Origin of the sequence: Chryseobacterium echinoideorum, from assembly GCF_007474535.1 — a bacterium.
Taxonomy (GTDB): Bacteria; Bacteroidota; Bacteroidia; order Flavobacteriales; family Weeksellaceae; genus Chryseobacterium; species Chryseobacterium echinoideorum.
In genome coordinates this window covers 122135-147023 of record NZ_VKNW01000003.1, presented here as the reverse complement: position 1 = coordinate 147023, position 24889 = coordinate 122135, and the positions used below count along the sequence as shown (strand labels likewise).

The 24889-nt window shown below is 33.7% G+C and carries 21 protein-coding genes; 18 read left to right on the top strand and 3 right to left on the bottom strand.

Features of this window, described 5'->3' with window-relative positions; all coding sequences use genetic code 11:
* Positions 1–24 precede the first annotated feature (24 nt).
* The 16 genes from FOL89_RS04725 to FOL89_RS04650 all read left to right on the top strand — a co-directional run bounded on the left by FOL89_RS04725 (position 25) and on the right by FOL89_RS04650 (position 17125).
* Positions 25–1743, top strand: a complete 1719-nt coding sequence (locus FOL89_RS04725) for a T9SS type A sorting domain-containing protein (RefSeq protein ID WP_144281700.1) — start codon at positions 25–27, stop codon at positions 1741–1743.
* A 76-nt stretch (positions 1744–1819) separates the two neighbouring features.
* A complete protein-coding gene (locus tag FOL89_RS04720) occupies positions 1820–2527 on the top strand; it encodes an SDR family oxidoreductase (protein ID WP_144281699.1) in 708 nt (235 codons plus the stop codon).
* Between the two features lie 227 nt (positions 2528–2754).
* The gene (locus FOL89_RS04715) at positions 2755–3501 is read left to right on the top strand and encodes an electron transfer flavoprotein subunit beta/FixA family protein (RefSeq protein ID WP_144281698.1); all 747 of its coding nucleotides are present in this window, start codon (positions 2755–2757) and stop codon (positions 3499–3501) included.
* Between the two features lie 42 nt (positions 3502–3543).
* Positions 3544–4491, top strand: coding sequence for an electron transfer flavoprotein subunit alpha/FixB family protein (locus tag FOL89_RS04710; RefSeq protein WP_144281697.1), 948 nt, complete (start codon positions 3544–3546; stop codon positions 4489–4491).
* A gap of 278 nt (positions 4492–4769) precedes the next feature.
* Positions 4770–5369, top strand: a complete 600-nt coding sequence (locus FOL89_RS04705) for a bifunctional nuclease family protein (protein ID WP_144281696.1) — start codon at positions 4770–4772, stop codon at positions 5367–5369.
* 25 nt (positions 5370–5394) lie between these two features.
* Positions 5395–6654, top strand: a complete 1260-nt coding sequence (locus tag FOL89_RS04700) for a nucleoside permease (protein ID WP_144281695.1) — start codon at positions 5395–5397, stop codon at positions 6652–6654.
* A gap of 180 nt (positions 6655–6834) precedes the next feature.
* Positions 6835–7809, top strand: coding sequence for a zinc metalloprotease (locus FOL89_RS04695; protein WP_144281694.1), 975 nt, complete (start codon positions 6835–6837; stop codon positions 7807–7809).
* 112 nt (positions 7810–7921) lie between these two features.
* Entirely contained in the window at positions 7922–8476 is a 555-nt protein-coding gene (locus FOL89_RS04690; protein WP_144281693.1) for an RNA polymerase sigma factor, read from the top strand.
* Positions 8442–9149, top strand: a complete 708-nt coding sequence (locus FOL89_RS04685; protein WP_144281692.1) for a hypothetical protein — start codon at positions 8442–8444, stop codon at positions 9147–9149. The genes FOL89_RS04690 and FOL89_RS04685 overlap by 35 nt, the downstream gene beginning before the upstream one ends.
* Before the next feature lie 11 nt (positions 9150–9160).
* Positions 9161–10258 (top strand): hypothetical protein, encoded by a 1098-nt coding sequence (locus FOL89_RS04680; RefSeq protein ID WP_144281691.1) that lies wholly within the window; start codon positions 9161–9163, stop codon positions 10256–10258.
* Positions 10259–10501: 243 nt separating this feature from the next.
* On the top strand, positions 10502–10888 hold the full coding sequence (locus tag FOL89_RS04675; protein WP_144281690.1) for a hypothetical protein: 387 nt from the start codon (positions 10502–10504) through the stop codon (positions 10886–10888).
* A gap of 31 nt (positions 10889–10919) precedes the next feature.
* On the top strand, positions 10920–12098 hold the full coding sequence (locus tag FOL89_RS04670) for an acetyl-CoA C-acyltransferase (protein WP_144281689.1): 1179 nt from the start codon (positions 10920–10922) through the stop codon (positions 12096–12098).
* 313 nt (positions 12099–12411) lie between these two features.
* Positions 12412–13953 (top strand): MFS transporter, encoded by a 1542-nt coding sequence (locus FOL89_RS04665; protein ID WP_144281688.1) that lies wholly within the window; start codon positions 12412–12414, stop codon positions 13951–13953.
* Positions 13954–14018: 65 nt separating this feature from the next.
* Positions 14019–14951 (top strand): mevalonate kinase family protein, encoded by a 933-nt coding sequence (locus tag FOL89_RS04660; RefSeq protein ID WP_144281687.1) that lies wholly within the window; start codon positions 14019–14021, stop codon positions 14949–14951.
* A gap of 13 nt (positions 14952–14964) precedes the next feature.
* Positions 14965–15894 carry a UbiA family prenyltransferase gene (locus tag FOL89_RS04655; RefSeq protein ID WP_144281686.1) on the top strand — a complete coding sequence of 310 codons (930 nt, stop codon included), beginning with the start codon at positions 14965–14967 and terminating at the stop codon, positions 15892–15894.
* Between the two features lie 64 nt (positions 15895–15958).
* Positions 15959–17125, top strand: a complete 1167-nt coding sequence (locus tag FOL89_RS04650; protein WP_144281685.1) for a proline dehydrogenase family protein — start codon at positions 15959–15961, stop codon at positions 17123–17125.
* 73 nt (positions 17126–17198) lie between these two features.
* On the opposite strand, the gene FOL89_RS04645 is transcribed toward FOL89_RS04650, so the two are convergent.
* The gene (locus FOL89_RS04645) at positions 17199–17735 is read right to left on the bottom strand and encodes a helix-turn-helix domain-containing protein (RefSeq protein WP_144281684.1); all 537 of its coding nucleotides are present in this window, start codon (positions 17733–17735) and stop codon (positions 17199–17201) included.
* A gap of 826 nt (positions 17736–18561) precedes the next feature.
* Between FOL89_RS04645 and FOL89_RS04640 the strand changes: the two genes are divergently transcribed.
* Positions 18562–19671, top strand: coding sequence for a M14 family zinc carboxypeptidase (locus tag FOL89_RS04640; protein WP_144281683.1), 1110 nt, complete (start codon positions 18562–18564; stop codon positions 19669–19671).
* 33 nt (positions 19672–19704) lie between these two features.
* Here FOL89_RS04640 and FOL89_RS04635 read toward each other — a convergent pair whose 3' ends face one another.
* Complete coding sequence (locus tag FOL89_RS04635) at positions 19705–20214, bottom strand: DUF4920 domain-containing protein (RefSeq protein ID WP_144281682.1); 510 nt, start codon at positions 20212–20214, stop codon at positions 19705–19707.
* A gap of 212 nt (positions 20215–20426) precedes the next feature.
* Between FOL89_RS04635 and FOL89_RS04630 the strand changes: the two genes are divergently transcribed.
* Complete coding sequence (locus tag FOL89_RS04630) at positions 20427–21836, top strand: APC family permease (protein WP_144281681.1); 1410 nt, start codon at positions 20427–20429, stop codon at positions 21834–21836.
* Positions 21837–21894: 58 nt separating this feature from the next.
* On the opposite strand, the gene uvrA is transcribed toward FOL89_RS04630, so the two are convergent.
* Positions 21895–24684 (bottom strand): excinuclease ABC subunit UvrA, encoded by a 2790-nt coding sequence (gene uvrA / locus FOL89_RS04625; RefSeq protein WP_144281680.1) that lies wholly within the window; start codon positions 24682–24684, stop codon positions 21895–21897.
* Between the last annotated feature and the right edge of the window lie 205 nt (positions 24685–24889).

The following is a 24889-nucleotide window of genomic DNA, read 5'->3' as shown; positions in this document are numbered from 1 at the left end:
TGTTAATATTTTGATAATCTATTTATGAAAAAGTTTTTTTTAACAATAAGCATATGTTTATCTTTTTTTGGATATTCACAAGGGGAGAATGATCATTGGTATTTTGGAGACAAAGCTGCGGTTAACTTTTCAGGATTAGGAACACCGTTAATAGACAGCCAAATGTCTGCCAATTCTCAGCCGGTTGGATCTATAAGTGACAGTTATGGTAATCTGCTTTTTTATACCGATGGCAAAAATATTTGGAATAGACAGCATCAGATTATGCCAAATGGAAATTTAAATGTATTTGGTGCTTGGTCTCAAGCCAATCAATTAGCAATTTTAAAACACCCGGGAAATCCTAATTTATATTATATTTTTACTCCCGTTCCTGTTTATTATAGTAATGGCACCATTTCAAATGGGATTAGCAGCTATACGATTGTAGATATGTCTTTAGGTAGTATTGGAAATAATAATTTACCTTTAGGAGATGTGTTGCCAAATAATAATTCAGTACCTCTTACCGGAGCAAATGAATTGCCTTTTGCAGCAGCCAATGTAAATGTAGTTAAGCATTCTGATAATAAATCATTTTGGGTAGTTATTCCCAATAAAGCAAAACTTTATAGTTATCTTGTAAATAATCAAGGTCTGATAAACTCTCCCGTTGTAAGTGATATACCTGCAAACATTCCAAATTATTCCCCTGTTAGCCGCTCTTCATATCTTAAAATTTCTCCTCAGGTAAATGTGAGTAGTAATTTTTCAAATTACCTATATGTTGTATATTGGGGAGGTGTAAATGCTAATGATTGGGCAAGTGGTAAAGTATTATCATTTAATAATAATACAGGAAAAATAACAACTGACTTTGTTTTAGACATCACTACAAATCCAGGTTCTGGATCGTGTGCAGAATTTACGAATAATGGCTCAATTCTTTATGTAGGGTCAAATAGTAGCTCAATTGTACATGGTATTGATATGGTAAATATTTCTCCAGGTTCCATCAATTATTATAATTTACCAATAAATTATTCCTCATCTTCTGACGGTCCTCTGGATATGCAGAGAAATAAATACGGTAATATATATATGCCATTTGATAATAGTAATCAGTATTTGGCTAGAATTATTAATCCAAATAATTTTAATAATGCAAATATTGATATTTATAATCTTTATCTGAACGGAAGAACTGCCGGAAAAAATCTTCCCCAATTAGTCCAGTTTAAAAGTATAATAGGTGAGTGCATTCAAGATATCTCGCTTATATCACCAGAAACTAATAATGCTTTCATTTACAGAGCTTCCAATTCAATTACAACTACAAATTATTCAGTAAGTATAAATCAGAATATTGAAATGAAAGCAGGTTCTTATATATTACTTACTCCGGATACAGATATCAAAGGTAGTTTTTTAGCTAAAATTGAATGGTGTAGAGTTGGTTCTTCAAAGGAAAGTTCTTCAGAGAATTCGACATTTGATAAACCAATGAGATTATCTTTGGATTTACGAACAAAAACTGTTTCTGACAATAAAGTTTTAATCTCTCCAAACCCAACTTCAGACATCCTAAACATCAAAACAGATTCAAAAATCAATGCAGTATCTGTAGTTGATATGACAGGAAGAAAAGTCGATGTAAAATTAAATGATACTCAGGTAGATGTAAGAAGTCTTCCTGCTGGAACATATTTGATCAACATTGAAACTAAAGATGGTATTTCTACTGAGAAATTCATCAAAAAATAATAACTGATAAATGTTATCTTATAAAAACGCTCCAATTGGAGCGTTTTTGTTATTTTAGGGTTTTAAAATTTAATAAATGTCAGAAAATAAAGTTGCGTATATTACTGGTGGTACTAAAGGAATTGGTTTTGGAGTTGCAGAAGTGTTATTAAAAAATGGCATTTCCGTAGCCTTTTCAGGTAGAAAAAGAGATGATGTTGAAAAAGCTGAAAATCAGTTAAGAAAAATTTCAGAAAATATTTTGGGAATAGTCTCAGATGTAAGAACTCTGGAAAGTGAAAATGAAGCGGTAAAATTGATTAAAGAAAAATTCGGGCGATTAGATTTTGTCATTGCTAACGCCGGACTTGGTGTTTTCAAACCAGTTGATGAGCTTACTTCCGAAGAATGGAATTCTATGATTGATACCAATCTTACGGGAGTATTTCATACTCTAAAAGCTTCAGTTGCTGAACTCAAGAAAAGTGAGGGCTATTATATCACAATTTCAAGTTTGGCTGGTGCCAATTTTTTTGAAAACGGAACAGGTTATAATGCTTCAAAGTTTGGTGTTGTAGGATTTACGCAAGCTGCAATGATTGATTTAAGAAAGTATAATATCAAATCAACAGTAATCATGCCTGGTTCGGTAGCTACTCACTTTAACGGAAATACTCCCTCCGAAAAAGATGCATGGAAGATTCAGCCTGAAGATATGGGAAACCTCATTTTAGATGTTTTAAAAATGAATCCGAGAGTTTTACCAAGTAAAATTGAATTCAGAGCTGCTAAACCTAAGGTATAATAACTTATAATGCACTGAATAATAATTAAATAACTGTTATGCATGCATAATATTTTTTTTAATTATATTTACAAAATTGAACTCAATAAAAATTTACTTCATCAATCTTTTGACTAATGGAGTGAAATGAAGACAATAACCAATAAAAAGATCGCATCAATTGGTAAATAAAAAAAACATTAATAAAATGTGTTTCTATATAATTTTAAAACAATAAATATCTACATATGAAAATATTAGTTTGTATCAGTAGTGTTCCCGATACTACTTCAAAAATTAATTTCACAGCAGATAAATCTGCGTTCGACAAAAACGGTATTCAGTGGGTGATTAATCCTTTGGATGAATTTGCTTTAACAAAAGCTATCAAACTACAGGAATCTCAGGGCGCAACTGTTACAGTCATTAATGTTGGAGATGCTACTACAGAACCTGTAGTAAGAAAAGCTTTAGCAATTGGAGCCAATGATGCGGTAAGAGTAAATCTTGATCCTAAAGACAGTTTTTCTACAGCAAAAGAAATTGCTTCGGTTGCTCAGAACGGAGGATATGACTTAATTCTTTGTGGTAAAGAATCTATTGATTACAATGGTGGTTCTGTTCCGGGAATGATCGCTCAATTGTTAAACCAACCTTTCGTAAACGCTTCAGTAGGTTTAGAGGTAAATGGAAGTGAAGCTACTGCAGTGAGAGAAATTGAAGGAGGTAAAGAGACTATTTCTGTGAAATTGCCGGCTGTAATTGCTGGACAGAAAGGTTTGGTAGACGAAAAAGATTTGATTATCCCAAACATGAGAGGAATTATGTCTGCAAGAACAAAACCTTTGCAGGTGGTAGAGCCTACTTCTTCCGAAGTAAAAGTTCAGGGAGTTTCTTATGATTCAGTACCGCCAAGAGCTGCTGTTAAAATGGTTTCTCCGGATAATTTAGATGAATTGGTAAGACTTCTTCATGAGGAAGCAAAGGTTATATAATCTTTTAATCTTAAATTTTTTAATCTTTAAATTAATTGTAAAATGGCAGTATTCGTATACGCAGAAAATATAAACGGAGTTTACAAAAAAGCGGCTTTTGAAGCAGTTTCGTATGCTAAAGCAGTAGCCGATCAGGCAGGAGACACCGTTACGGCGATCTCGGTAAACCCAACAGACTCTTCAGATTTATTGTATAAATATGGAGCGACCAATGTAATCAACATCAAAGACGAAGGTCTTAAAAATTTCTCAGCAAAAGCTTACGCACAGGCGGTAAGTGAAGTGGCAGAAGGAAATATCATCGTTTTTCCTCACACAACAGATGCTTCTTCTGTGGCGCCAATGTTAGCGGTGATGAAGAATTATTCTTTAATTACCAATGTGTTGGAAGCTCCGGAAAGTCTCTCACCATTTCAGGTAAAAAGAAAAGCTTTTTCAGGAAAAGGTTTCATGCATGCAAAATCAGAAGCAACAGGAGTAATTATTACAGTTTCTCAGAATGCATTCGGTGTAAAAGAAAATTCAGTTGCCGGTTCGGAAGAAGTAAAAGAATTGGCTGTTGCTAATGAAGATACAAAAGTGATTTCTCATGAACAAAGTTCAGGGAAATTAGATCTAAAAGAAGCTGAAATAGTTGTTTCCGCAGGAAGAGGGCTCAAAGGTCCTGAAAACTGGGGAATGGTAGAAGAATTAGCAGGTGTTTTAGGTGCAGCAACAGCATGTTCCAAACCTGTTTCAGATATTGGATGGAGAGGTCATAACGAGCACGTTGGACAAACAGGAAAAGCAATTGCTCCCAACTTGTATATTGCAATCGGTATTTCCGGTGCCATTCAGCATTTGGCTGGTGTTAACTCATCCAAAACAATTGTGGTCATCAATAGTGATGCAGAAGCTCCGTTCTTCAAATCAGCCGATTATGGTGTTGTAGGAGACGCTTTTCAGATTGTTCCTGCATTGACAGAAAAAATAAAGGCGATTAAAGGCTAAAAAGTTTTTATCGATAATTAAGCTTCCGGGATAATTATTATTCCGGAAGTTTTTTTTCATTTTATTTTTTATTCTTTCACAAATAATTTTATTTATTATGGCAGCTTTTTCCGTCTTCCGCTCCCGCTTTTTTGCCGCTCCCTCCGGTCGCGACCAAAAGAGCTCCGCTCAAGCCAGGCTGCGTGACCATTATATTAAAGGATGCAGATAAAGCAAAATACTCATAAAATTTAAAAAATTAAAAGTATAGATAAAAAAATACATTTATCTTTGTAGTCATGGATTATAAACAGCTCATCATACGCGGAATATCGTACAGCCAGACACAATCTGGAGCTTATGCATTGCTCTTGGAACATGAAGAAACTCATATAAAACTGCCCGTTGTCATCGGCAACTTTGAGGCACAATCCATTTCTTTAGGTCTGGAAAAAGACATTCATCCACCGCGTCCTCTTACTCACGATTTATTTTCAAAATTTATAGTTTCGGCAAATTACCAGTTGGTTTCCGTTATTATTTATCAGATTGTAGATGGTGTTTTCTTCTCCAATATCAATTTCAAAAATTCCGAAACACAGGAAGAGCTTATTTTAGATGCAAGAACTTCCGATGCAGTTGCAATGGCAGTGCGTTTTGATGCACCAATTTTCACTACACAGCAGGTTCTGAATGAAGCAGGAATTCTTCTCGAACTGGAAGAAGTTGCCAAAGAAGATGATGCATTTTCAGAGACAGCATCTTCGGAAGAAGGGCTGAAATCTATTTCAATGGAAGAATTACAGAAATTGCTGGATGAAGCGGTAAAAGAAGAAGATTTTGATACAGCTCTTGAGATTCAGGAAGAAATAAAGAGACGTAAAAAGAAAATAGATTAGATTAAAAAAGATTGATCAATTAAATATGAATTTAAAATTACGATTAACCATTCTCAGCTTCCTGCAATTTTTTGTTTGGGGAGCATGGTTGATAACCATAGGTGTATATTGGTTTGGAACCAAACAGTGGGGTGGTTCAGAGTTTGGAGCAGTATTTTCTACTCTGGGTATATCTTCAATCATTATGCCTGCTTTAACGGGCATCATTGCAGACCGCTGGATGAATGCGGAAAAACTTTACGGAATTCTCCATATTCTGTATGGTATTACCTTATTTTTTCTTCCTCAGGTTGCAGATCCCAATCAGTTTTTCTGGATTATGTTAATAGCGATGTTTTTTTACATGCCTACTATTTCTTTATCCAATTCTATTGCCTATTATATTCTTAAGAATAATAATTATGATGTGGTAAAGGTTTTTCCTCCAATCAGAGTTTGGGGAACCGTAGGATTTATTATTGCCATGTGGATCACCAATCTTACAGGGAATAAAGAATCAGGAAATCAATTCTATATTGCTGCCTTTTTTGCAATAGTTTTGGGTATTTATGCTTTCACTTTGCCTAAATGTCCGCCTCAAAATACAATACCTAAAAATGCAACCGTTTTAGAAAAACTGGGCTTAAACGCATTATCTCTTTTTGGAAATGGAAAAATGGCGATGTTTTTCATTTTTTCAATGTTTTTAGGAGCTGCTTTACAACTTACCAATATGTACGGTGATGCTTTTCTCTCTGACTTTGGAAGAATGCCGGAATATGCAGACAGTTTGGTGGTAAAACGATCAACATTGATCATGTCTATATCACAAGTATCTGAAACATTATTTATTTTGGCAATTCCGTTTTTTCTCAAAAGATTTGGAATTAAAAATGTTATGCTGATTTCGATGTTTGCGTGGGTTTTAAGATTTGGCTTTTTTGCTTATGGAGTTCCGGAAGGATTTGGTTTGTTACTGATAATATTATCATGTATTGTTTATGGGATGGCTTTTGATTTTTTCAATATTTCGGGATCCTTATTTGTAGAAACTACTACTGACTTTAAGATCAGATCTTCGGCGCAGGGATTATTTATGATGATGACAAATGGTTTCGGAGCAATGGGAGGAAGTCTCGTAAGTGGTTGGGTGATTCAGAATTATTTTACACTTCCGAACGGTGATAAAATGTGGCACGAGATATGGCTTTATTTTGCAGCCTATGCATTAATAATAACTATACTTTTCGGATTGTTTTTCAAACATAAACATGATCCTGCACAAATAAAAGAAATTACACATTAATTTTTGTTAACATAAAATCAAAAAAAATGCATTCTTGATAGGATGCATTTTTTTATTTACACAAATTCTAAATTTAATTCACACTTGTTTTTTATTAATTTTTAATTATTACATTTGTAACAGAATTGCAATTTATTTAACAGATGTATTTTTTTTTAACCTAATTTATAAAATATTATTATGAAAAAGAAACTTTTTATGCTATGTATAGCAAGTGCTTTTTTGATCGGATGTGAATCTGATGAAAAGATTGAATCTGAATCTGCAGGAGTTGAAACAACGAGTGTTTCTGCTAAAAGAAAGTGTGCTTCAGATGATGTATTAAAAGATCAGATGGCAACAGATCCCGGATTGTCTAAAAGAATTTCTGATATAGAAAACTTTACCCAGCAGAAAATTCAGCAAAATTTTCAGTCGAGATTGGTAAATGGTGTCATCGAAATACCTGTTGTAGTAAATGTTTTATACAAAACAGCATCCGAAAATATTTCACAGGCACAGATTCAATCCCAGATTGATATTCTTAATCAGGATTTCAATGCAACTAATAGTGATTTCAACAATGTTCCTAGTTTATTTTCGGGAGTAAAAGCAAATGTCGGAATCCGTTTCGTTTTAGATCAGGTAGTAAGAAAATCTACCAAGAAAACATCTTGGGGAACCAGAGATGCAATGAAAAAAACAAGTCAGGGAGGATTAAATCCTTTGTCTCCAACAACAAAACTTAATTTGTGGGTTTGCACCATTGGTAATGGTATATTGGGTTATGCGCAGTTTCCTGGTGGCTCATCAGCTACAGACGGCGTAGTAATAGACTCAAGATATTTTGGAAGTACGGGTACAGCAACTTACCCTTATAACTTAGGAAGAACAGCAACGCATGAAGTAGGACACTGGATGAATCTTCGTCATATTTGGGGAGATGCTACTTGTGGAAATGATTTCTGTGGTGATACTCCTTCTCACAATACTGCTAACTATGGCGCTCCGGCTTATCCGCATTATAGCTCTTGTTCCGGAAATCCTGTAGAAATGACTATGAATTACATGGATTATGTGGATGACCGTGCTATGTTTATGTTTTCCAGTGATCAGAAAAGCAGAATGTTAGCAATATTTCAACCGGGAGGACCGAGATATTCTTTTGCTCAGTAATTATTTTTACAAATTAAAACAGAATTTGCACTTTAGAGATAAAGTGCAATTTTTTTTTATTTTTAGGCAACTATTTCAAAAATGTTTCGTCTTATAATCAGAAACTAAATTCATGAAGGGACTGGAAGAAAGCTTTAAGCTTGCAAAAACACAGGATCGTAAAGCTCAAAAAGAGCTTTATGAAATGTTTTCTGCAAAAATGCTTCTGGTTGCCAATTCTTATACCAATAATATTCATGATGCGGAAGACATACTGCTCAATGCATTTCTAAAGTGTTTTTCTAAAATCAACGAATGTAGAGAATGGAAAAGCTTTCCGTTTTGGCTTAGGAAAATTGTAGTGAATGATTCTATAACTTTTGTCAGGAAAAATAAAAATATAATGTATGTGGATGTTGAAATTGCAGACGGCTTGCCGGAAGATGAAGAAGATGAGAAACTGGCAGACATCAATATAGAAGAGATTTTCTCACGTATGCCTGCAGGTTATCGTTTGATTTTCAATCTTTACGTTTTTGAAGAAAAAAAACATCAGGAAATTGCAGAAATACTCAATATTTCTGAAGGAACAAGCAAAAGCCAGTTCAGTAAAGCAAAAAAATGGATTTCAGATTATTTAAAAGAAAAGCAAAATGAAAAAAAATATACTGACACAATTAAAATCTGAGTATGAAGAACTCGAAATAAAACCTTCTGATGATCTTTGGAATCAAATTGAAAATGGATTAGACGGAAACGAAGGAACTGTTCAAAAACCGTTGTTACAATGGTGGAAATACGCTGCTGTAGTTATTCTTTTGATCTCAATTGGAGGTTCAGTTTATATAAATTTTGATAAAAAACCAAATGTTAATCAAAGTATTGCCATTAAAGATAAGTCAGAAATTATAAATAATAAAACTGACAACTCCCAATTGATTAATGATTTCAAAAATAATATTAAGGATCCTAACCCTAAGAACTCTGAAATTATTTTTAAGTCTGAGAAAAGAGAAATAAAATCAACCGAAAAAGTAGCACAAACTTCGATAGATATTTTAAAAGAAGCTCCATTAGCCACAAACATTTCTTCTCAATTGAATTTTGAATCTGAAATGGATACCAAAATTATGAATAAGGAAGCTGAAGAGTCTTCAAAATTAGTTCTGTCGGAAAAAGAGGAGAATAAAAAAATAAAATACATTACAGCAAATGATCTCATTTTTCAAAGAAAATACAGCAACGAAAAGAAAGATGGTGCCAATGAAAATGTAAAGAGACTCGGTATTATTAAAATCAACAAAATCAATATTAGTACGGAATTTATTACTCCTTTCGACAGTAATACTAACGATCAATAAAATCCATAATTATGATACAGAAAATAGTATTTACAATGGCTTTTACGCTATTGTTCTCAATTTGTCGTTCTCAAACGAAAGAAACCCTGAGGAAACAAATGGAAAGATATACCAATAAAATTGACAGTTTGGTAATTCATGAACGTAATAAAATGAATGCTGAATTTGATGAGCTTGAAAAGAAAATGAAAGATGGCAAAATCTCAGAAAGTGAAATGAATGAGCAGAAAAATTTAACCGCCATTCGTTACGAAGCCATAATAAATGATGAGATTGCAAAGCAAAAAGATGAATATGAAGACATCACCGGAAAAACAGTAAAAAAAGCACTTTTTAAATCTAATATCAATTCAAAAAACAGTCTGTTCAGAACCTCAAGAGGTGCTTTACTTGACTTAACTTTCGAGCAGCCCGATTTTGATGATCCCGAAGACCCCAAAAATTATTTACAAAGCTTCGGATATGTTGCAGGACTTTCGTTGATCAACTTTACTAATAACAATAAAATCTTTAATTTTTCTGAAGGTAATGAGCTGAAAAACTCTACCTCAGGAAACTTTACTCTGCGTTATGAGAATCAGCTGGGTAAAACAACAAGCCCTGTTTTTTATCGTGTAGGACTCGGGTGGAGAATTGAAACGATTATACCTAACGGAGATAAAATTTTTGCGCAGGATGATAAAAATCTTTATATCACAGATTTTACAGGTAATAATTTTAAAAATGCATGGCTGAGAACAGACTATATTTATACACCGTTAGAAGCTATCTTCGTTCTGAATCCTAAATATAAAGAGTATAAAGGAACGAAATATATAGATAATACAAAAAAGCAATTGAGAGTAGGTTTGGGGCTTTATGGAGGTGTTAAGATTAATGACAGGATTCATCTTCAGTACAAAAATGATTTCGGAGATAGAGTATACATTCGCGAGGCTGTGTCAAAAGGGTTAAATCCTTTCATATTCGGAGGAAAAATATCTATAGAATATTTCGGGTTCAATATTTATGTAATGAAAGATTTTTCACCTATATTTAATAATCAGGCACTTATTCGTAACAAAAATGGTGTACAAATAGGAATTGATCTTTGGGCATTGACATTTTAATTTTTAGAATTTCTATCACCCTTAATGATAATTATCTTCTAACTAGTTGATATGGATCGAAGATTGGGTTATAAATAATATTTTTAATTTTTTAAATCAACAAGATAATTAAATTAAGATTAAATAATTAATAAATTTTAAACCTACATTTTGATTAAAATATATTTGCAATTTAAATTAATTGATTTTAAAACATACTTATGAAAAGTATGTTTTTTTTCGTATTTTGGCATTTTAAGACTTATGAAAAATATTCAGATTATTGGGTTGGTTTTGGTTATCGTTGGAAGCTTTCTTCCTTTGGTTCACATCCCTGTTATCGGAAGCTGGAATTACTGGCAAGTAGATCATTATCTGGCAATTACCTGTTGGGTCTTGAGTTTGTTGGCCTTATTTGGAATTATAAACAACAACCAGAAATTTGTCAGGATTATTGCTGTTTTGCTGATCGCCCTGTTTGTATTTACCATTTTTGCCACCAAATATCAGGCATTTAGTTATTTCAGTTTTCTTCCCTTTAAATCGTGGACAGAAACCCTTGCAGCAACAGTAAAGCTCAAATGGGGATGGATTGTGGAATTTGCAGGAGCCTTCACATTGTTTTTTGCGTCTAGAAAACTAAAATATTAATTTAATTAAAATAAAAATAAATATCATACACATGAAAGAAGTATTCATTGTTTCCGCAGTAAGAACGCCAATGGGAAGTTTTATGGGAAGTTTATCTACTGTACCTGCAACCAAATTAGGAGCTACAGCTGTAAAGGGAGCATTAGACAGAATAAATTTAGATCCTAAAAATGTGCAGGAGATCTATATGGGAAATGTTTTGCAGGCAGGTGAAGGACAGGCTCCGGCTCGTCAGGTAGCATTAGGAGCAGGACTTCCAAATGAAACACCTTCTACTACCATTAATAAAGTTTGTGCTTCCGGAATGAAAGCAGTAATGATGGCTGCACAATCTATAAAGGCAGGAGATTCAGAGGTAATCGTTGCGGGAGGCATGGAAAATATGTCGATGGTTCCTCATTATTATCATGCAAGAAATGCTGCGAAACTTGGCGATGTAAAAATGCAGGACGGAATGGTACTTGATGGACTTACAGATGTTTACAATAAAGTACATATGGGAGTCTGCGCTGAAAAATGTGCAACCGACTACAGTATTACAAGAGAAGAGCAGGATCATTTTGCGATTGAATCTTATAAAAGATCTGCAAAAGCATGGAGTGAAGGGAAATTTGCAGAAGAAGTTGTTCCTGTAAGTATTCCTCAAAGAAAAGGAGAACCTGTGATTTTTGCTGAAGATGAAGAATATAAATCAGTGAATTTTGACAGACTTCCTACACTTCCTACAGTTTTCAAAAAAGAAGAAGGAACGGTTACCGCAGCAAACGCATCTACGTTGAATGACGGTGCATCTGCATTGATCCTCGTTTCTAAAGAAAAAATGGAAGAATTAGGGTTAAAACCTCTGGCTAAAATCGTTTCTTATGCAGATGCAGCTCAGGAACCTGAAAACTTCACAACAGCTCCTGCAAAAGCTTTACCTATTGCTCTTAAAAAAGCAGGTTTGGAAATTTCAGACATTGATTTTTTCGAGTTCAACGAAGCGTTTTCTGTAGTTGGCTTAGCAAATAATAAAATTTTAGGATTAGATGCTGCTAAAGTAAATGTAAACGGTGGAGCAGTAGCTTTGGGGCATCCACTGGGAAGTTCTGGTTCCAGAATTATTGTGACACTAATCAATGTTTTGAAACAAAATAACGGTAAGTACGGAGCTGCAGCAATCTGTAACGGTGGCGGTGGTGCTTCTGCAATTGTTATTGAGAATATGTAATTATTGTTTTTCAATAAATCTTTGAAGTCCGGAAGCGTAAGTTTCCGGATTTTTTAATTTGAACCACCTTTAAAATTAAACATTAATAAATTTCAAAAAGAAGGACATCTGAAGTTCAGATAAAAAATGGAAAAATGAAATTAAATATTTTCAGGCTTTATGACATAAAATTATTTAAAATCAAATTTATTATTACTTCAGCTTTGAATTTGGATGATTTTGTATCAGAATCAATAAAATTTCATCATAAAAAAATAAAAACCTCCGAATGTTCAGCGGTTTTTCTATTTTTGTGAAACTAATTGTTTTGAAAATGTCTCAAACTGAAATTCAACCGACTCAGAATATCAAAAATAATCCGAAAATAATGAAAGCCTGGGCGGTCTACGACTGGGCAAATTCAGTATATTCTTTGGTAATTACCTCCACTATATTTCCAATTTACTATTCGATCATTACCACAGCTTACGAAAAAAAAGAGTTTGTGCAGGAAACGGGCAGATGGATAGATGTTCCGGTAAGACACATGATTAAAATCTTTGGAAAAGAATATCAGCCTGATGCAGTTTACGGATATTCTCTTACCATTTCATTTCTGATCGTTGTATTACTTTCACCATTTCTGTCGTCATTAGCCGATACGATCGGAAACAAGAAATCTTTTTTGCAGTTTTTCTGCTATCTGGGAGCAACTTCTTGTATGGGATTGGCAATGTTTACAGGAATGCATAATGTCTTTCTAGGTTTACTGTTCAGCATTACTGCAAGTGTTGGTTTTTGGGGAAGTCTGGTGTTTTATAATTCGTTTCTTCCGGATATTGCCACAAGAGACAAGCAGGATGCGCTTTCAGCAAAAGGTTATGTTTATGGGTATATTGGCTCAGTAGTTTTGGTCGTTCTCTGTTTGGTTTTAATCATGGTTTTAGCTAAAGGAGAAGAGCAGAAGCTTATTTTCACAAGAATTACTTTTCTCTTGACTGGAGCTTGGTGGTTCGGATTTTCGCAATATACTTTCAAACATTTACCACAGTTTGGTGATGTTAAAGAAAAGCTGCCCAAAGATCTGGTATTATTAAATTATAAAAACATCTTCAAAAGACACGAAGAGCAGGGTGGATTTTTTGAAGTTTTAAAGGATAATATAAGTTTCTATAAAGATATTGCAAAAGAAAGTTTTAGAGAACTTTTCAAAGTTGGGAGAGGACTTTTTAAAGACAGAAGCTTAAAGTACTTCCTATCAAGTTTTTTCTTTTACAGTGTGGGAATGCAGACTATTTTCCTTATGGCAACACTATTTGGTAAAAGTGAGATCAATCTGGCTCAGGACAAACTGATCGGTACTTTATTGATCATTCAGATCGAAGCGATTATCGGTGCAATTATATTCTCAAGGCTTTCAAGAAGAATCGGAAACAAAAATGTGATTTCTATTGCCATAATCTTATGGATTGTTGCCTGTATTTGGGCATTTTTCCTGAATAAAGAAAATCCTACCGTAGAATATCAGTTTTACGGTGTTGCAGCGGTTGTTGGTTTAGTAATGGGCGGGCTTCAGGCGATGTCAAGATCTACGTACTCTAAATTGCTGCCTGAAAATTCAATGGAAAATACTACCTTTTTCAGTTTTTATGATGTTCTTGAAAAAATGGCAATTATCGTTGGGACATTTGTATTTGCTTTATTTATAGATAAATACGATGCACTCATCAGGATATTTGCAAAAATTGATGTTGCGTTACCTTCAGCTTCAGGGATGAGGTTTGCCGCATTTTCGATGGCGATATTTTTCTTTATAGGATTAATTTTAATCCGTTTTCTTCATGTACCAAAAATAAAGGACAGGGAAACTTTATAGTTGGCTTAAAATTTGTTAAATATTCGGCAGAATATCATAACTTTGCAAAAACGTTTTAACACAATATGACGAACCCTTTATTTTACGCTAAAATTATTCTTTTTGGAGAGTATGGAATGATAGAAGACTCACAAGGTCTTGTTGTTCCTTACAGTTTTTATAAGGGAACATTAAAGTTTTCAAAGCAAAATTCCGATTCAGAATTCGAAAAAAAATCTAACGATCATTTATATAAATATGCAGATTTTCTAGGAAATCTTGTACTTCCTGAAAACTTTAGATTAGATGTCAATCGTTTTAAAAATGATATTTCAAAAGGTCTTTTCTTTGATTCTAACATTCCGCAAGGCTATGGAGTAGGAAGCTCAGGAGCTTTAGTTGCTGCAATTTTTGAAAAATATTCATTCATAAAACATAATCCTGAAACCATTTCTAAGGAAAATTTAAAAAACATAAAAGCTGTTTTTGGTGAAATGGAAAGTTATTTCCACGGAAAAAGTTCTGGAATGGATCCTTTGATTTGCTATATGAACCTTCCTATTCTTATTGAAAATAAAGAAAACTTGGATAAAGTAGCAATCCCGAATGGAGAAGAAGGAAAAGGAGCAATTTTTCTTATAGACTCAGGAATTACAGGTGAAACGGGACCGATGATTCAGATTTTCTTTGAAAAAATGAAGACTGAAGGTTTCAGAAAGACTCTCAAAGAAGAGTTTATACGATATAATAATGCCTGCATTGATTCTTTCCTGAAAAAAGATATGAATCCTTTTTTCAGAAATCTTAAAAAACTTTCTCACTGGGCTTATGAGCATTTCCGCCCGATGATTCCGGAAAGCATTTTCAATATCTGGAAAAAAGGTCTGGATTCTAATGCATACTATCTTAAACTTTGCGGAAGCGGAGGCGGAGGTTACATTCTTGGATTTACTAAAGACTACGAAAAAGCAGAAAAAATGCTTGATGGCTTCCAGAAAGAAGTAATCTACAGATTCTAAAAATATTCCGGAAATGAATTCTGAAAAAGATAACTTCAGGGATAAAGATTTTGTATCTAAATCTCTGCTTTACAGAATTTCACAGTTTGTAGGTTTCCTTTTGGGTGCGCGTTTTTTTGTTGCTGCACTGCTGACGTTTGCGCTTTATGTTTCCACCTATTTTTTATTTAACCAAGACGAAACATTCAGAAATTTTGTTTTTGATTTCAAAGTTCACGGGATCATTTTTTGTACAGTTCTTTCCATTTTGGCGGGAGGAATCATTAATCAGTTTTACGATCTGGAAAAAGATCATCTTGTTAAACCATTCAGAACCAGAATTCAAAGTTTTATCAAGCAAAAATATTTTCTATATTTCTATTTAGTACTCACAGTAATTTCGCTAGGTGTAGCGACTATTATTTCGTATCGGGTCTTGATTTTTTTTGTCATTTACCAATTTTTTATGTGGTTTTACAGTCACAAACTGAGCCGTATTCTCATTCTTAATAATCTGACTTTTGTTAGCCTGACTTTATATCCTTTTTTTGGAATGATGGTGTATTATGAAACCTTTTCAAAAAAGGTTTTTCTCATGGCTATTTTTCTTTTTTTGGTTTTGCTTTGTATTGATATCGTGAAAGATATGCTGACTAAAAGTGTTGATAAAACTTTTGGATATACTACAATACCAAATTTTTTTAATGGTAAAAAAACAAACACAATAGTCATTTCATTGTTGGTTTTAATCATGGCAGTTTCAATGAGATTAGTTAATAAATCGGGTGTCTCAGGTTATATGTCTTATTATTTTGTGGCAGGATTATTCGTTGTAATTTTCTGCATTTATCTGTTGATTAATTCTTCAAGACAAATTAAAGTTCTAGTTCTCAATATTTTACGATTCTGGGTATTGGTTGGAATTTTTGCGATGCTTTTTACAGGAATTCAAGGTAAATTATGAAGAAAAAATTTTAAAAAAGTGGCGGTTATTCTTACATTTGCAGTAATAAATTTAACATAAAAGAATGCCCATTTTTAACGATACTAAAGTTGCTTTTGCAGATAAAACAGATGCACAGCTTAGAAAAGCGTATTGGATGTTTAAAATGATTGAACAACCTGCATTAACCAATCTTGGTACCTCTCTCCTAAATTTTACTGTCCATAATGATTTTCCTTTTGTAAAAGGAATTGTTAAAAATACACTTTTTGAACAATTTGTAGGCGGTGAAACGCGTGAAGAAAGCATGAAAGTGGTTAAACAGCTTTTCAAAAGGGGGGTTGGAAGTATCTTTGATTATTCCATTGAAGGAAAAGAAGATGAAGAAACTTTTGATGCTGTTTGCAATGAGATCAAAGATATTGTTAAATTTTCTGTGGGAAATCCGGCTATTCCTTTTATTGTTTTTAAACCGACTGCGTTTGGAAGAATTGATCTTTATGAAGCTGTAGGAAAAGGATCTGAGCTCACTTCAAGTCAGAAAGAAGAATGGCAAAGAGTGGTAAATAGATTTGATGCAGTCTGTAGACTATGTTATGAGAACAACAAAAAAGTAATGATTGATGCGGAAGAAACTTGGATGCAGGACGCAGCAGACCAGCTCTGTGAAGAAATGATGGAAAAGTATAATCAGAAAAACCCCATTGTATGGAATACGATTCAGATGTACAGAACAGGTCGTCTTGAGTATATGGAGCAGCATCTTCAGAGAGCAAAAGAAAAAAATTATTTTATTGGATATAAAATTGTTCGTGGCGCTTACATGGAAAAGGAAAGGGCAAGAGCTGCCGAAAAAGGGTATGCTGACCCGATTCAGCCGACAAAAGATGCTTCTGATAAAAATTACAATTCGGGGATAGATTTTGTGATGAATAATCTTGATAAAGTTTCTGCATTTTTCGGTACACACAATGAAATCTCTTCTGAGCTTGTCATGGATAAAATGAAGGCAAAAGGTCTTGATAATGACCACGAAAATATCTATTTCGGACAGCTTTACGGAATGAGTGATAATATTACCTTCTATTTAGCGGATAAAGGCTACAATGCTACCAAATATCTTCCTTACGGACCTGTAAAAGATGTTGTTCCGTACCTTACCAGAAGAGCCAGAGAAAATACTTCTGTCGCAGGACAGACAGGAAGAGAGCTTGGTTTAATAAAAAAAGAATTGGAAAGGAGAAAAAAATAATTGTACTTCCATAAAAATATTTTCACAAATAAAACTTCATCATTGGATGGAGTTTTTTATTTGCGATATTCAACTACGGCTCAAAACTTTCAAATTTTCCGTTTTCATAGAATAAAACAATCCTTTTTACCTTATTGTATTGGTTTTCAGTGTTTTTAGTTGTGTTTTCTGAAATCTTGTCTTCTAATCGCTGAGAATCGGTTATTTTTCTTTCTTCCGCATCTTTATAAGTTTTATCCGATTCTGAAGAGGCATCAAAAATTGGTAATGGCTCATCTTTTTGTTCTTCCAAATTTGTTTCTTCGTTAATCAATGTAAAAAGATCGGGTAGAGAAGTAGGTCTTGGTTTTTCGGATTCAATAATTTCTTCAGTTTCTTGATCTTCTGATACATCTGATTTCAGCATTTCACCATCGCCGTTAACTAACCAGTCCCATAGAATTTCAGGAAATCTGGATTTTATTTTTATAATAAATTCAAGAGATGGTTTATTTCGGCCAGAAGTTATATGGGAAACAGACGAACGCTGTACATCAACTTCGTCTGCAAATTCTGAAGGAGTATATCCGGAATATTCTATAATTTTTGAAATTCTCTCGTTTAAACTCATAATTTTTGTCTTATCAACCTAATTACAAATGTAAAAAAATAATTTACATTATTAAAATACATTTGTATATAAAATGAAAATCATAAATATACAAATGTAAAACATTCAAATAATTGATTATCAAATATTTAAGTAATACGTTGTAATTTTAAGTTATTTAGTTGTTTAAAGTGATTAATCAATATTTAACTTAAAGTGATAGATTAGATAAAATACTGTAATAAAAAATGCAGCTTTTTTATAAACAGCTCATTTCGTAATCTTATAACTATTCGCTATATAATAACGATTGTAAGACAGATTTAAGTGTGTAGGGTAGGATAGTGGATACATTCATTATAATCCATGAATAAAGAACTTTCTCGTAGATCTATTCAGATTAAATTTTAAACTTTAAAAATTGCACACAACTTTCTCGGCAATATTAAGTATAAAAAATTACAGTAATATACAGTAGCAGAATGGAAAGTTATAGCATCAAAATTTAAGATAAGCAAAATTACTAAAAAGATCAAAAAAAGAAAATTAACAAATGTATATTCACCCATTATAAGACTTTTTCCACATTTTATATGTTTAGTTTATTTACGCTCAAATGTGCAATACTAAGGTTGGCCACACTTAAAGTAAATATAATAATTAACTTTACATAAAAAGTATAAAATGTTGATTTGTATATGTTTACTGTATTATAATTAAATTATTATTAATCCACAATTTTATCAACAGACAATCTGACAATTACAAATGTTTAATCATTTCACAAATGTTAATTTCTTTTTTGCTTCTAAAATTCTTAAATTTGAAAAATGTAAATTATTATTCAATGAATTTTGAACATTTCTATACAGTAAATTCTAACTTTCCTACACGGTATATTTCTCCTAAAAAATTATTCAATTACCTACAGGAGAATTTCAGCAATTATATTCAGGAGATTGGAAGATCTTTTTTAGATCAGCCTGTTTATCAATTTTCAATTGGAAATGGAGAGACTAATGTATTAGCCTGGTCGCAAATGCATGGAAATGAATCTAATGCTACGCACGCTATGCTAGACTTATTAGAAACTTTAAAAAAAGACTCACTGCTTCAAAAAGAATTGTTCGATAAGATAAAACTTGATTTTATTTTTATGCTTAATCCTGACGGTTCCGAAAAATGGACTCGTCTGAATGCTTCGGATATTGATCTCAACCGTGATTTTCATAATGAAGCAAGTGTGGAAATAAAAATTCTGAAGAAAATAGCTTGTTCTAAAAAATATGACTACGCATTAAATCTGCATGAGCAAAGAACAATTTTTACGACCGATGGAATTCACCCTGCAACACTCTCTTTTCTGGCTCCTTCTGAAAATATAGAAAGAACAGTGACCGAAAATCGTAGAAAATGCATGGCTGTAATTGCCGAAGTTTATCAAAAATTAAAAAAAATGATTCCCAATCAGATTGGTAGATATTCTGATGAGTTTTATCCGGCATCTACCGGCGATAATTTTATAAAATCAGGAATGCCGACCATTTTGTTTGAAGGCGGACATTTTATTGATGATTATTCCAGAAAAGAAACAAGAAAATATTATACAATTGCACTTTATTATGCATTGGAAGCAATGGGTAAACTCCGTTCAGGAACTGAAGGCTGGGAAATTTATAATGATATTCCGGAAAATAAAGAAACTCATTATGATATAATTTACAGAAATGTAAAGCTAAATACTGATCACGAATGTATTTTGGATATTGCTGTTCAGTACCGGGAAATTTTTGAAAATAGCAACGATGATATTTCGTTTATTCCTTTTGTAATGGAAGCAGGGAATGTAAAAGGCAGAAAAGGCTGGATTGAGATTGACTGTACCGGAAAAAAATTCGTTTCCGATAGCAAATATCCAAAATTGGATGCTGAAGTAAATTTTACAATAGAAGATTAAAAAAAAGCGGAAATCAATTTCCGCTTTTTTTATTTAGTTAACCACTTTAATTCCGTTGGCTACAAATCTTATTTCTTCTTTTGGTGTCTTAATCGCATCAATTTCAGACTGTGGTCTTTTTGCATCCTGAGCATAATGTTTTTGCTCATCTACAGAAGTTACTTTTTTCTCTGCGCTGCCTTCCAAAACTACATTTTTTCCCTTTAAAGCAGTAGGAACGAAAAATCCGTAATCCTTCATTTTTACGAAGAGCTTAGAATTATCTTCGGTTTCTATAGTCAACCAGCATCCTTTTTTATCGCAAACATCAGTTACTTTTCCTTTAATAGCTACATTTTCAACTTTTTTATTTGCTTTTTTCAGCTTCTTACCCAGTTTTTCTGTGCTAATGGCTTTAGATTCTGTTTTAGTATCTATACCTGCTCCATAAATATCCCCTACCAAAGCACTTCCTTCAGGTGGTCCCATTTTTTGTGTTTCCTGAGAAAAAGCTATAGTAGATAAACTTAATGATGCTAAAAGTAATATTGCTTTAAATTTCATGTGTATATTATTTATATGGTATCGTGTTATATTTATGGGGGTTATATTTCCCAATCATCGAAATTTCATTATTGATATTTTTTTCAAAAGTAATAATAAAATTTTAATTGTAAACAAAGAAATTAGATGATAAATCACATTCATTCGTTAAAATATCAAACAAATTCAAAAAGCAAACTGTTATTTTTCTATATTTGATGCAATACTATATTATGCAGAAAAAACTAAAACTCTGGGATGCCATCATGCTCGTGATGGGCTCAATGATCGGCAGCGGAATTTTTATTGTAAGCGCAGATATGATGAGAAATCTGGGGTCAGGTTACTGGCTGATTGTAGTTTGGATCATTACCGGAGTAATGACGGTTGCTGCTGCCATAAGCTACGGAGAGCTATCAGCAATTTTTCCAAAAGCTGGAGGGCAATACACATACCTTACAGAAATTTTCGGTAAAAAAATGGGCTTTCTTTATGGATGGGGATTGTTTACCGTAATTCAAACCGGAACTATCGCAGCCGTTGCTATGGCATTCGGAAAATTTACCGCTTATCTCGTACCGTGGCTCAATGATGCGGCTCCGATTTTTCAGAGCGGAGAATTTCAGATTACATGGATTCAGATTCTGGCAATTCTCGTGATTATTCTGCTCACCTATATCAATACGAGAGGTGTGGAAAGTGGTAAACTATTACAGAATATTTTTACGGGATCAAAAATTCTCGCTTTATTAGGTCTTATCGCTTTAGGATTTATTCTGGTAGATTTTTCTCATCTGGCAGAAAATTTCAGTTTTGGGACAGAAGCGTTTAATAATCTGAATAAAGACATCAAAGGAAACTTTCTTCAAACAGGATGGGAATCTATTACCGGAATGGCGCTATTGGGCGGAATTGCTGCAGCAATGGTGGGATCGGTATTCAGTTCTGTGGCTTGGGAAAGCGTGACATTTGTTTCAGGTGAAATTGAAAATCCTAAAAAAAATGTGGTGAAAGCTATGATTTTGGGAACTTCTGCGGTGATGCTGCTTTATATTGCTGTTAATTTTGTCTACCTCAACGCTTTGGATCGTGATGCAATTGCTTTTGCCGCCAACGAAAGAGTTGCCGTTTCGGCTTCACAGAACATTTTTGGAAACGCAGGTACAATCATCATTGCTGTTTTGGTAATGGTTTCTACTTTTGGATGTAATAACGGACTGATTTTGGCAGGCTCAAGAGTTTTCCAGACGATGGCAAAAGACGGATTGTTCTTTAAATCTGCTGTTAAGAATAATAAAAATCAGGTTCCTGAAAATGCACTTTGGATGCAGGGAATCTGGGCATCTGTTTTATGTTTGAGCGGACAATATGGTAACCTATTGGATATGATTTCGTTCGTTATTGTATTGTTTTATATGATTACTGTATTTGGTGTAATCTATCTGAGAATTAAAAAACCAGAATTAGAAAGACCCTATAAAACTTGGCTATACCCAATAACTCCACTTACTTACCTTCTGATAGGAACCGCTTTCTGTGTACTGCTTCTTATTTATAAACAGCAATATACATGGCCCGGATTTTTATTAGTACTCGCTGGACTTCCTGTGTATTATTTTATTAATAGAAAGAATAATTTTTAACAAAAAAATAAGCGTTGCAAAAAACAACGCTTATTTTTTTTTATCTAAATTTCTGTCTTCAATTCAGCTTTTCTGCAATATATTTTGCAGTATGCGATTTTTTATTTTTTGCTAAATCTTCGGGAGTTCCGGCAAAAACTACTTCTCCGCCATGTTTTCCTGCTTCGGGACCGATGTCAATGATATGATCGGCGCATTTTATAATATCGGGTTGATGTTCGATAACAATGACAGAATGTCCCAGATCAATCAGAGCTTGAAGAGATTTCAGCAATTTCTGTATATCGTGAAAGTGAAGCCCGGTTGATGGTTCGTCAAATACAAATAAAGTTTTGTCGGTGGTAACCCCTTTCACCAGAAAAGAAGCCAGTTTTACACGTTGCGCTTCACCACCCGAAAGCGTGGAAGAGCTTTGCCCGAGCTGTAAATAGCCTAAACCTACATCCTGAAGCGGCGTAAGTTTGGTCACAATTTTATCTTCTTTATTTTCTCTGAAAAATTCCAAAGCTTCATCTACAGTCATGTGAAGAATATCCGAAATATTTTTTTCGTCAAATTTTACTTCAAGAATTTCGTTCTTAAAGCGGGTTCCTTTACAGACTTCGCATTCCAGCTCAATATCTGCCATAAACTGCATCGAAACATTGATAACGCCCTCTCCTTTACACTCGTCACATCTTCCGCCATCAACATTGAAAGAAAAATGTTTGGGTTTGTAGCCCATCAGTTTTGCACTTTTCTGCTTAGAAAAGAGATCACGGATGTCGTCATAAGCTTTAAGATACGTTACAGGATTGGATCGTGAAGATTTTCCGATCGGGTTTTGGTCAATCAGTTCAATATGCTTGATCAGTTTTTTTGGAAATTCCACAGAGTCATAATCACCCTTTTTTCCGCCCATTCCCAACTGAATCTGAATATCGTTGGTGAGAATTTCTTTCATCAAAGTAGATTTTCCGCTTCCTGAAACTCCCGAAATAACCACCAGACTTTCCAATGGAACATCTACATCAATATTTTTCAGATTATTGGATCTTGCTCCTTTAATATGAATAAATTCTTTGGCCTTTCTGCGTTTTTCGGGAACTTTTATTTCTAATTTTCCGGTCAAATATTTTGAAGTCAGCGTATCGGCATTTTTAAGTTCTTTAAAATCACCTGCAAAAACCAATTCTCCACCCAAATATCCTGCTTCAGGACCAATATCAATAATGTAATCGGCTGCTCTCATTACATCTTCATCATGTTCTACAACAATAACCGTATTCCCGATATCACGGAGGTTTTTTAGAACTTCAATCAAATTTTCTGTATCTCTTGAGTGTAAACCTATGGAAGGTTCATCTAAAATATAAATAGAACCAACCAAAGAGCTTCCTAAGCTTGTTGCCAAATTAATTCTCTGGCTTTCACCACCGGAAAGTGTATTGGAAGTTCGGTTTATGGTAAGGTAACCTAAGCCTACTTTCAGTAAAAACTCTAGTCTTGTCGTGATTTCATATAGCAATCTTTTGGCAATTTCTTTATCGTGATCCGAAAGTTTTAAACTATTGATCAAAGGTAAAAGTTCGTCCAACGGAAGCTCAATCATCGACTGAATGTTGTGCCCGTCAATTTTTACCCACGCCGTCTCTTCACGCAGACGTAAACCTTCACAAGTCGGGCAAAGTGTTTTTCCGCGATAACGGGAAAGCATTACACGATACTGAATTTTATACAAATTTTCTTCCAGCATCTTGAAGAAGTTATTCAGAGAGGGGAAACTGCTTTTTCCGTCACCTTTCCAGAGATAGTTTTTCTGTTCTTTAGTGAGCTGATGATACGGTTTGTGAATAGGGAAATCATTTGCTTTTTTGATGAAATCTTTCTTCCATTCGCTCATACTTTCGCCTCTCCATGCTGCAACGGCATCTTCAAAAACTGATAAAGCTTTATTCGGAATCACGAGATCTTCATCTATTCCGATCACTTTTCCGTAGCCTTCACAAGTAGGACAGGCTCCGTAAGGATTATTAAAACTGAAAAAATGAACATTCGGCTCAAGAAATTCAATTCCGTCAAGCTCAAATTTATTAGAAAACTCTTTTACTTTTCCGGTTTCGGTATTTTTAAGTGTGCAATATCCTCGTCCTTCATAAAATGCCATTTGGATAGAATCTGCCAGTCTCTGAAGAAAACTTTCGTCATCTTCGTAAGTAAAACGGTCTATCACAAGATTGATGATCATTTCTTTCTCAGGAACGAAACCAAAACTTTCCAGATCTTCAATTCCTGCAACATTTCCGTTGACTTCCAGTCTCGTGAAACCTGCAAGCTTAAGAATATTCAGTGTTTCCGTAAAATTTTCGATATCAAAACTGAGAGGAGCCGTCAATAAAAATGGAGTTTCTTTTTTGGAATTTTTAATAAAATCTACAACATTCGTCACCGAATCTTTTTTTACTTCCTCACCGGAAACAGGAGAAAAAGTTTTTCCGATTCTGGCAAAAAGAAGTTTCATGTAATCGTAGATTTCAGTAGAAGTTCCAACTGTTGATCGGGGATTGGATGAAATTACTTTTTGCTGAATAGCGATGGAAGGAGCCAGACCTTTAATATCGTCAACTTTTGGTTTTTCCAGTTTACCTAAAAACTGACGTGCATAAGAGCTCAAACTCTCCACATATCTTCTTTGCCCTTCTGCATAAATAGTATCAAATGCCAGAGAAGATTTTCCGCTTCCGGAAACTCCTGTAATGACAATCAATTTATTTTTCGGGATAAGAACATCTATGTGTTTCAGGTTGTTAAGATGTGCATTTTTAACGAAGACCTGTTTTTTTATATCTATTTCTGTTGTTGCAGCCATATTCATATTAAGACCTACAAAATTACGAATTTTTGATGGTTTTTCTTATTATTCAAATCTTAAAATACAAAAGGTGTCGTAAAAATTATATAATTGATCTTGCTGTAATATATTAAAAAAATAAAATTATTCAATATTGATTTTATTAGAAATAAAATTTGTTTAATAATTAATTTTAAATTAAAATTGCAGTGATAAAATTGTA

Bases quoted from the DNA above. Each gene is read 5' to 3' on its own strand.
- FOL89_RS04725 (WP_144281700.1), top strand. From the start codon at position 25: ATGAAAAAGTTTTTTTTAACAATAAGCATATGTTTATCTTTTTTTGGA.
- FOL89_RS04720 (WP_144281699.1), top strand. From the start codon at position 1,820: ATGTCAGAAAATAAAGTTGCGTATATTACTGGTGGTACTAAAGGAATT.
- FOL89_RS04715 (WP_144281698.1), top strand. From the start codon at position 2,755: ATGAAAATATTAGTTTGTATCAGTAGTGTTCCCGATACTACTTCAAAA.
- FOL89_RS04710 (WP_144281697.1), top strand. From the start codon at position 3,544: ATGGCAGTATTCGTATACGCAGAAAATATAAACGGAGTTTACAAAAAA.
- FOL89_RS04705 (WP_144281696.1), top strand. From the start codon at position 4,770: ATGGATTATAAACAGCTCATCATACGCGGAATATCGTACAGCCAGACA.
- FOL89_RS04700 (WP_144281695.1), top strand. From the start codon at position 5,395: ATGAATTTAAAATTACGATTAACCATTCTCAGCTTCCTGCAATTTTTT.
- FOL89_RS04695 (WP_144281694.1), top strand. From the start codon at position 6,835: ATGAAAAAGAAACTTTTTATGCTATGTATAGCAAGTGCTTTTTTGATC.
- FOL89_RS04690 (WP_144281693.1), top strand. From the start codon at position 7,922: ATGAAGGGACTGGAAGAAAGCTTTAAGCTTGCAAAAACACAGGATCGT.
- FOL89_RS04685 (WP_144281692.1), top strand. From the start codon at position 8,442: ATGAAAAAAAATATACTGACACAATTAAAATCTGAGTATGAAGAACTC.
- FOL89_RS04680 (WP_144281691.1), top strand. From the start codon at position 9,161: ATGATACAGAAAATAGTATTTACAATGGCTTTTACGCTATTGTTCTCA.
- FOL89_RS04675 (WP_144281690.1), top strand. From the start codon at position 10,502: ATGAAAAATATTCAGATTATTGGGTTGGTTTTGGTTATCGTTGGAAGC.
- FOL89_RS04670 (WP_144281689.1), top strand. From the start codon at position 10,920: ATGAAAGAAGTATTCATTGTTTCCGCAGTAAGAACGCCAATGGGAAGT.
- FOL89_RS04665 (WP_144281688.1), top strand. From the start codon at position 12,412: ATGTCTCAAACTGAAATTCAACCGACTCAGAATATCAAAAATAATCCG.
- FOL89_RS04660 (WP_144281687.1), top strand. From the start codon at position 14,019: ATGACGAACCCTTTATTTTACGCTAAAATTATTCTTTTTGGAGAGTAT.
- FOL89_RS04655 (WP_144281686.1), top strand. From the start codon at position 14,965: ATGAATTCTGAAAAAGATAACTTCAGGGATAAAGATTTTGTATCTAAA.
- FOL89_RS04650 (WP_144281685.1), top strand. From the start codon at position 15,959: ATGCCCATTTTTAACGATACTAAAGTTGCTTTTGCAGATAAAACAGAT.
- FOL89_RS04645 (WP_144281684.1), bottom strand. From the start codon at position 17,735: ATGAGTTTAAACGAGAGAATTTCAAAAATTATAGAATATTCCGGATAT.
- FOL89_RS04640 (WP_144281683.1), top strand. From the start codon at position 18,562: ATGAATTTTGAACATTTCTATACAGTAAATTCTAACTTTCCTACACGG.
- FOL89_RS04635 (WP_144281682.1), bottom strand. From the start codon at position 20,214: ATGAAATTTAAAGCAATATTACTTTTAGCATCATTAAGTTTATCTACT.
- FOL89_RS04630 (WP_144281681.1), top strand. From the start codon at position 20,427: ATGCAGAAAAAACTAAAACTCTGGGATGCCATCATGCTCGTGATGGGC.
- uvrA (WP_144281680.1), bottom strand. From the start codon at position 24,684: ATGGCTGCAACAACAGAAATAGATATAAAAAAACAGGTCTTCGTTAAA.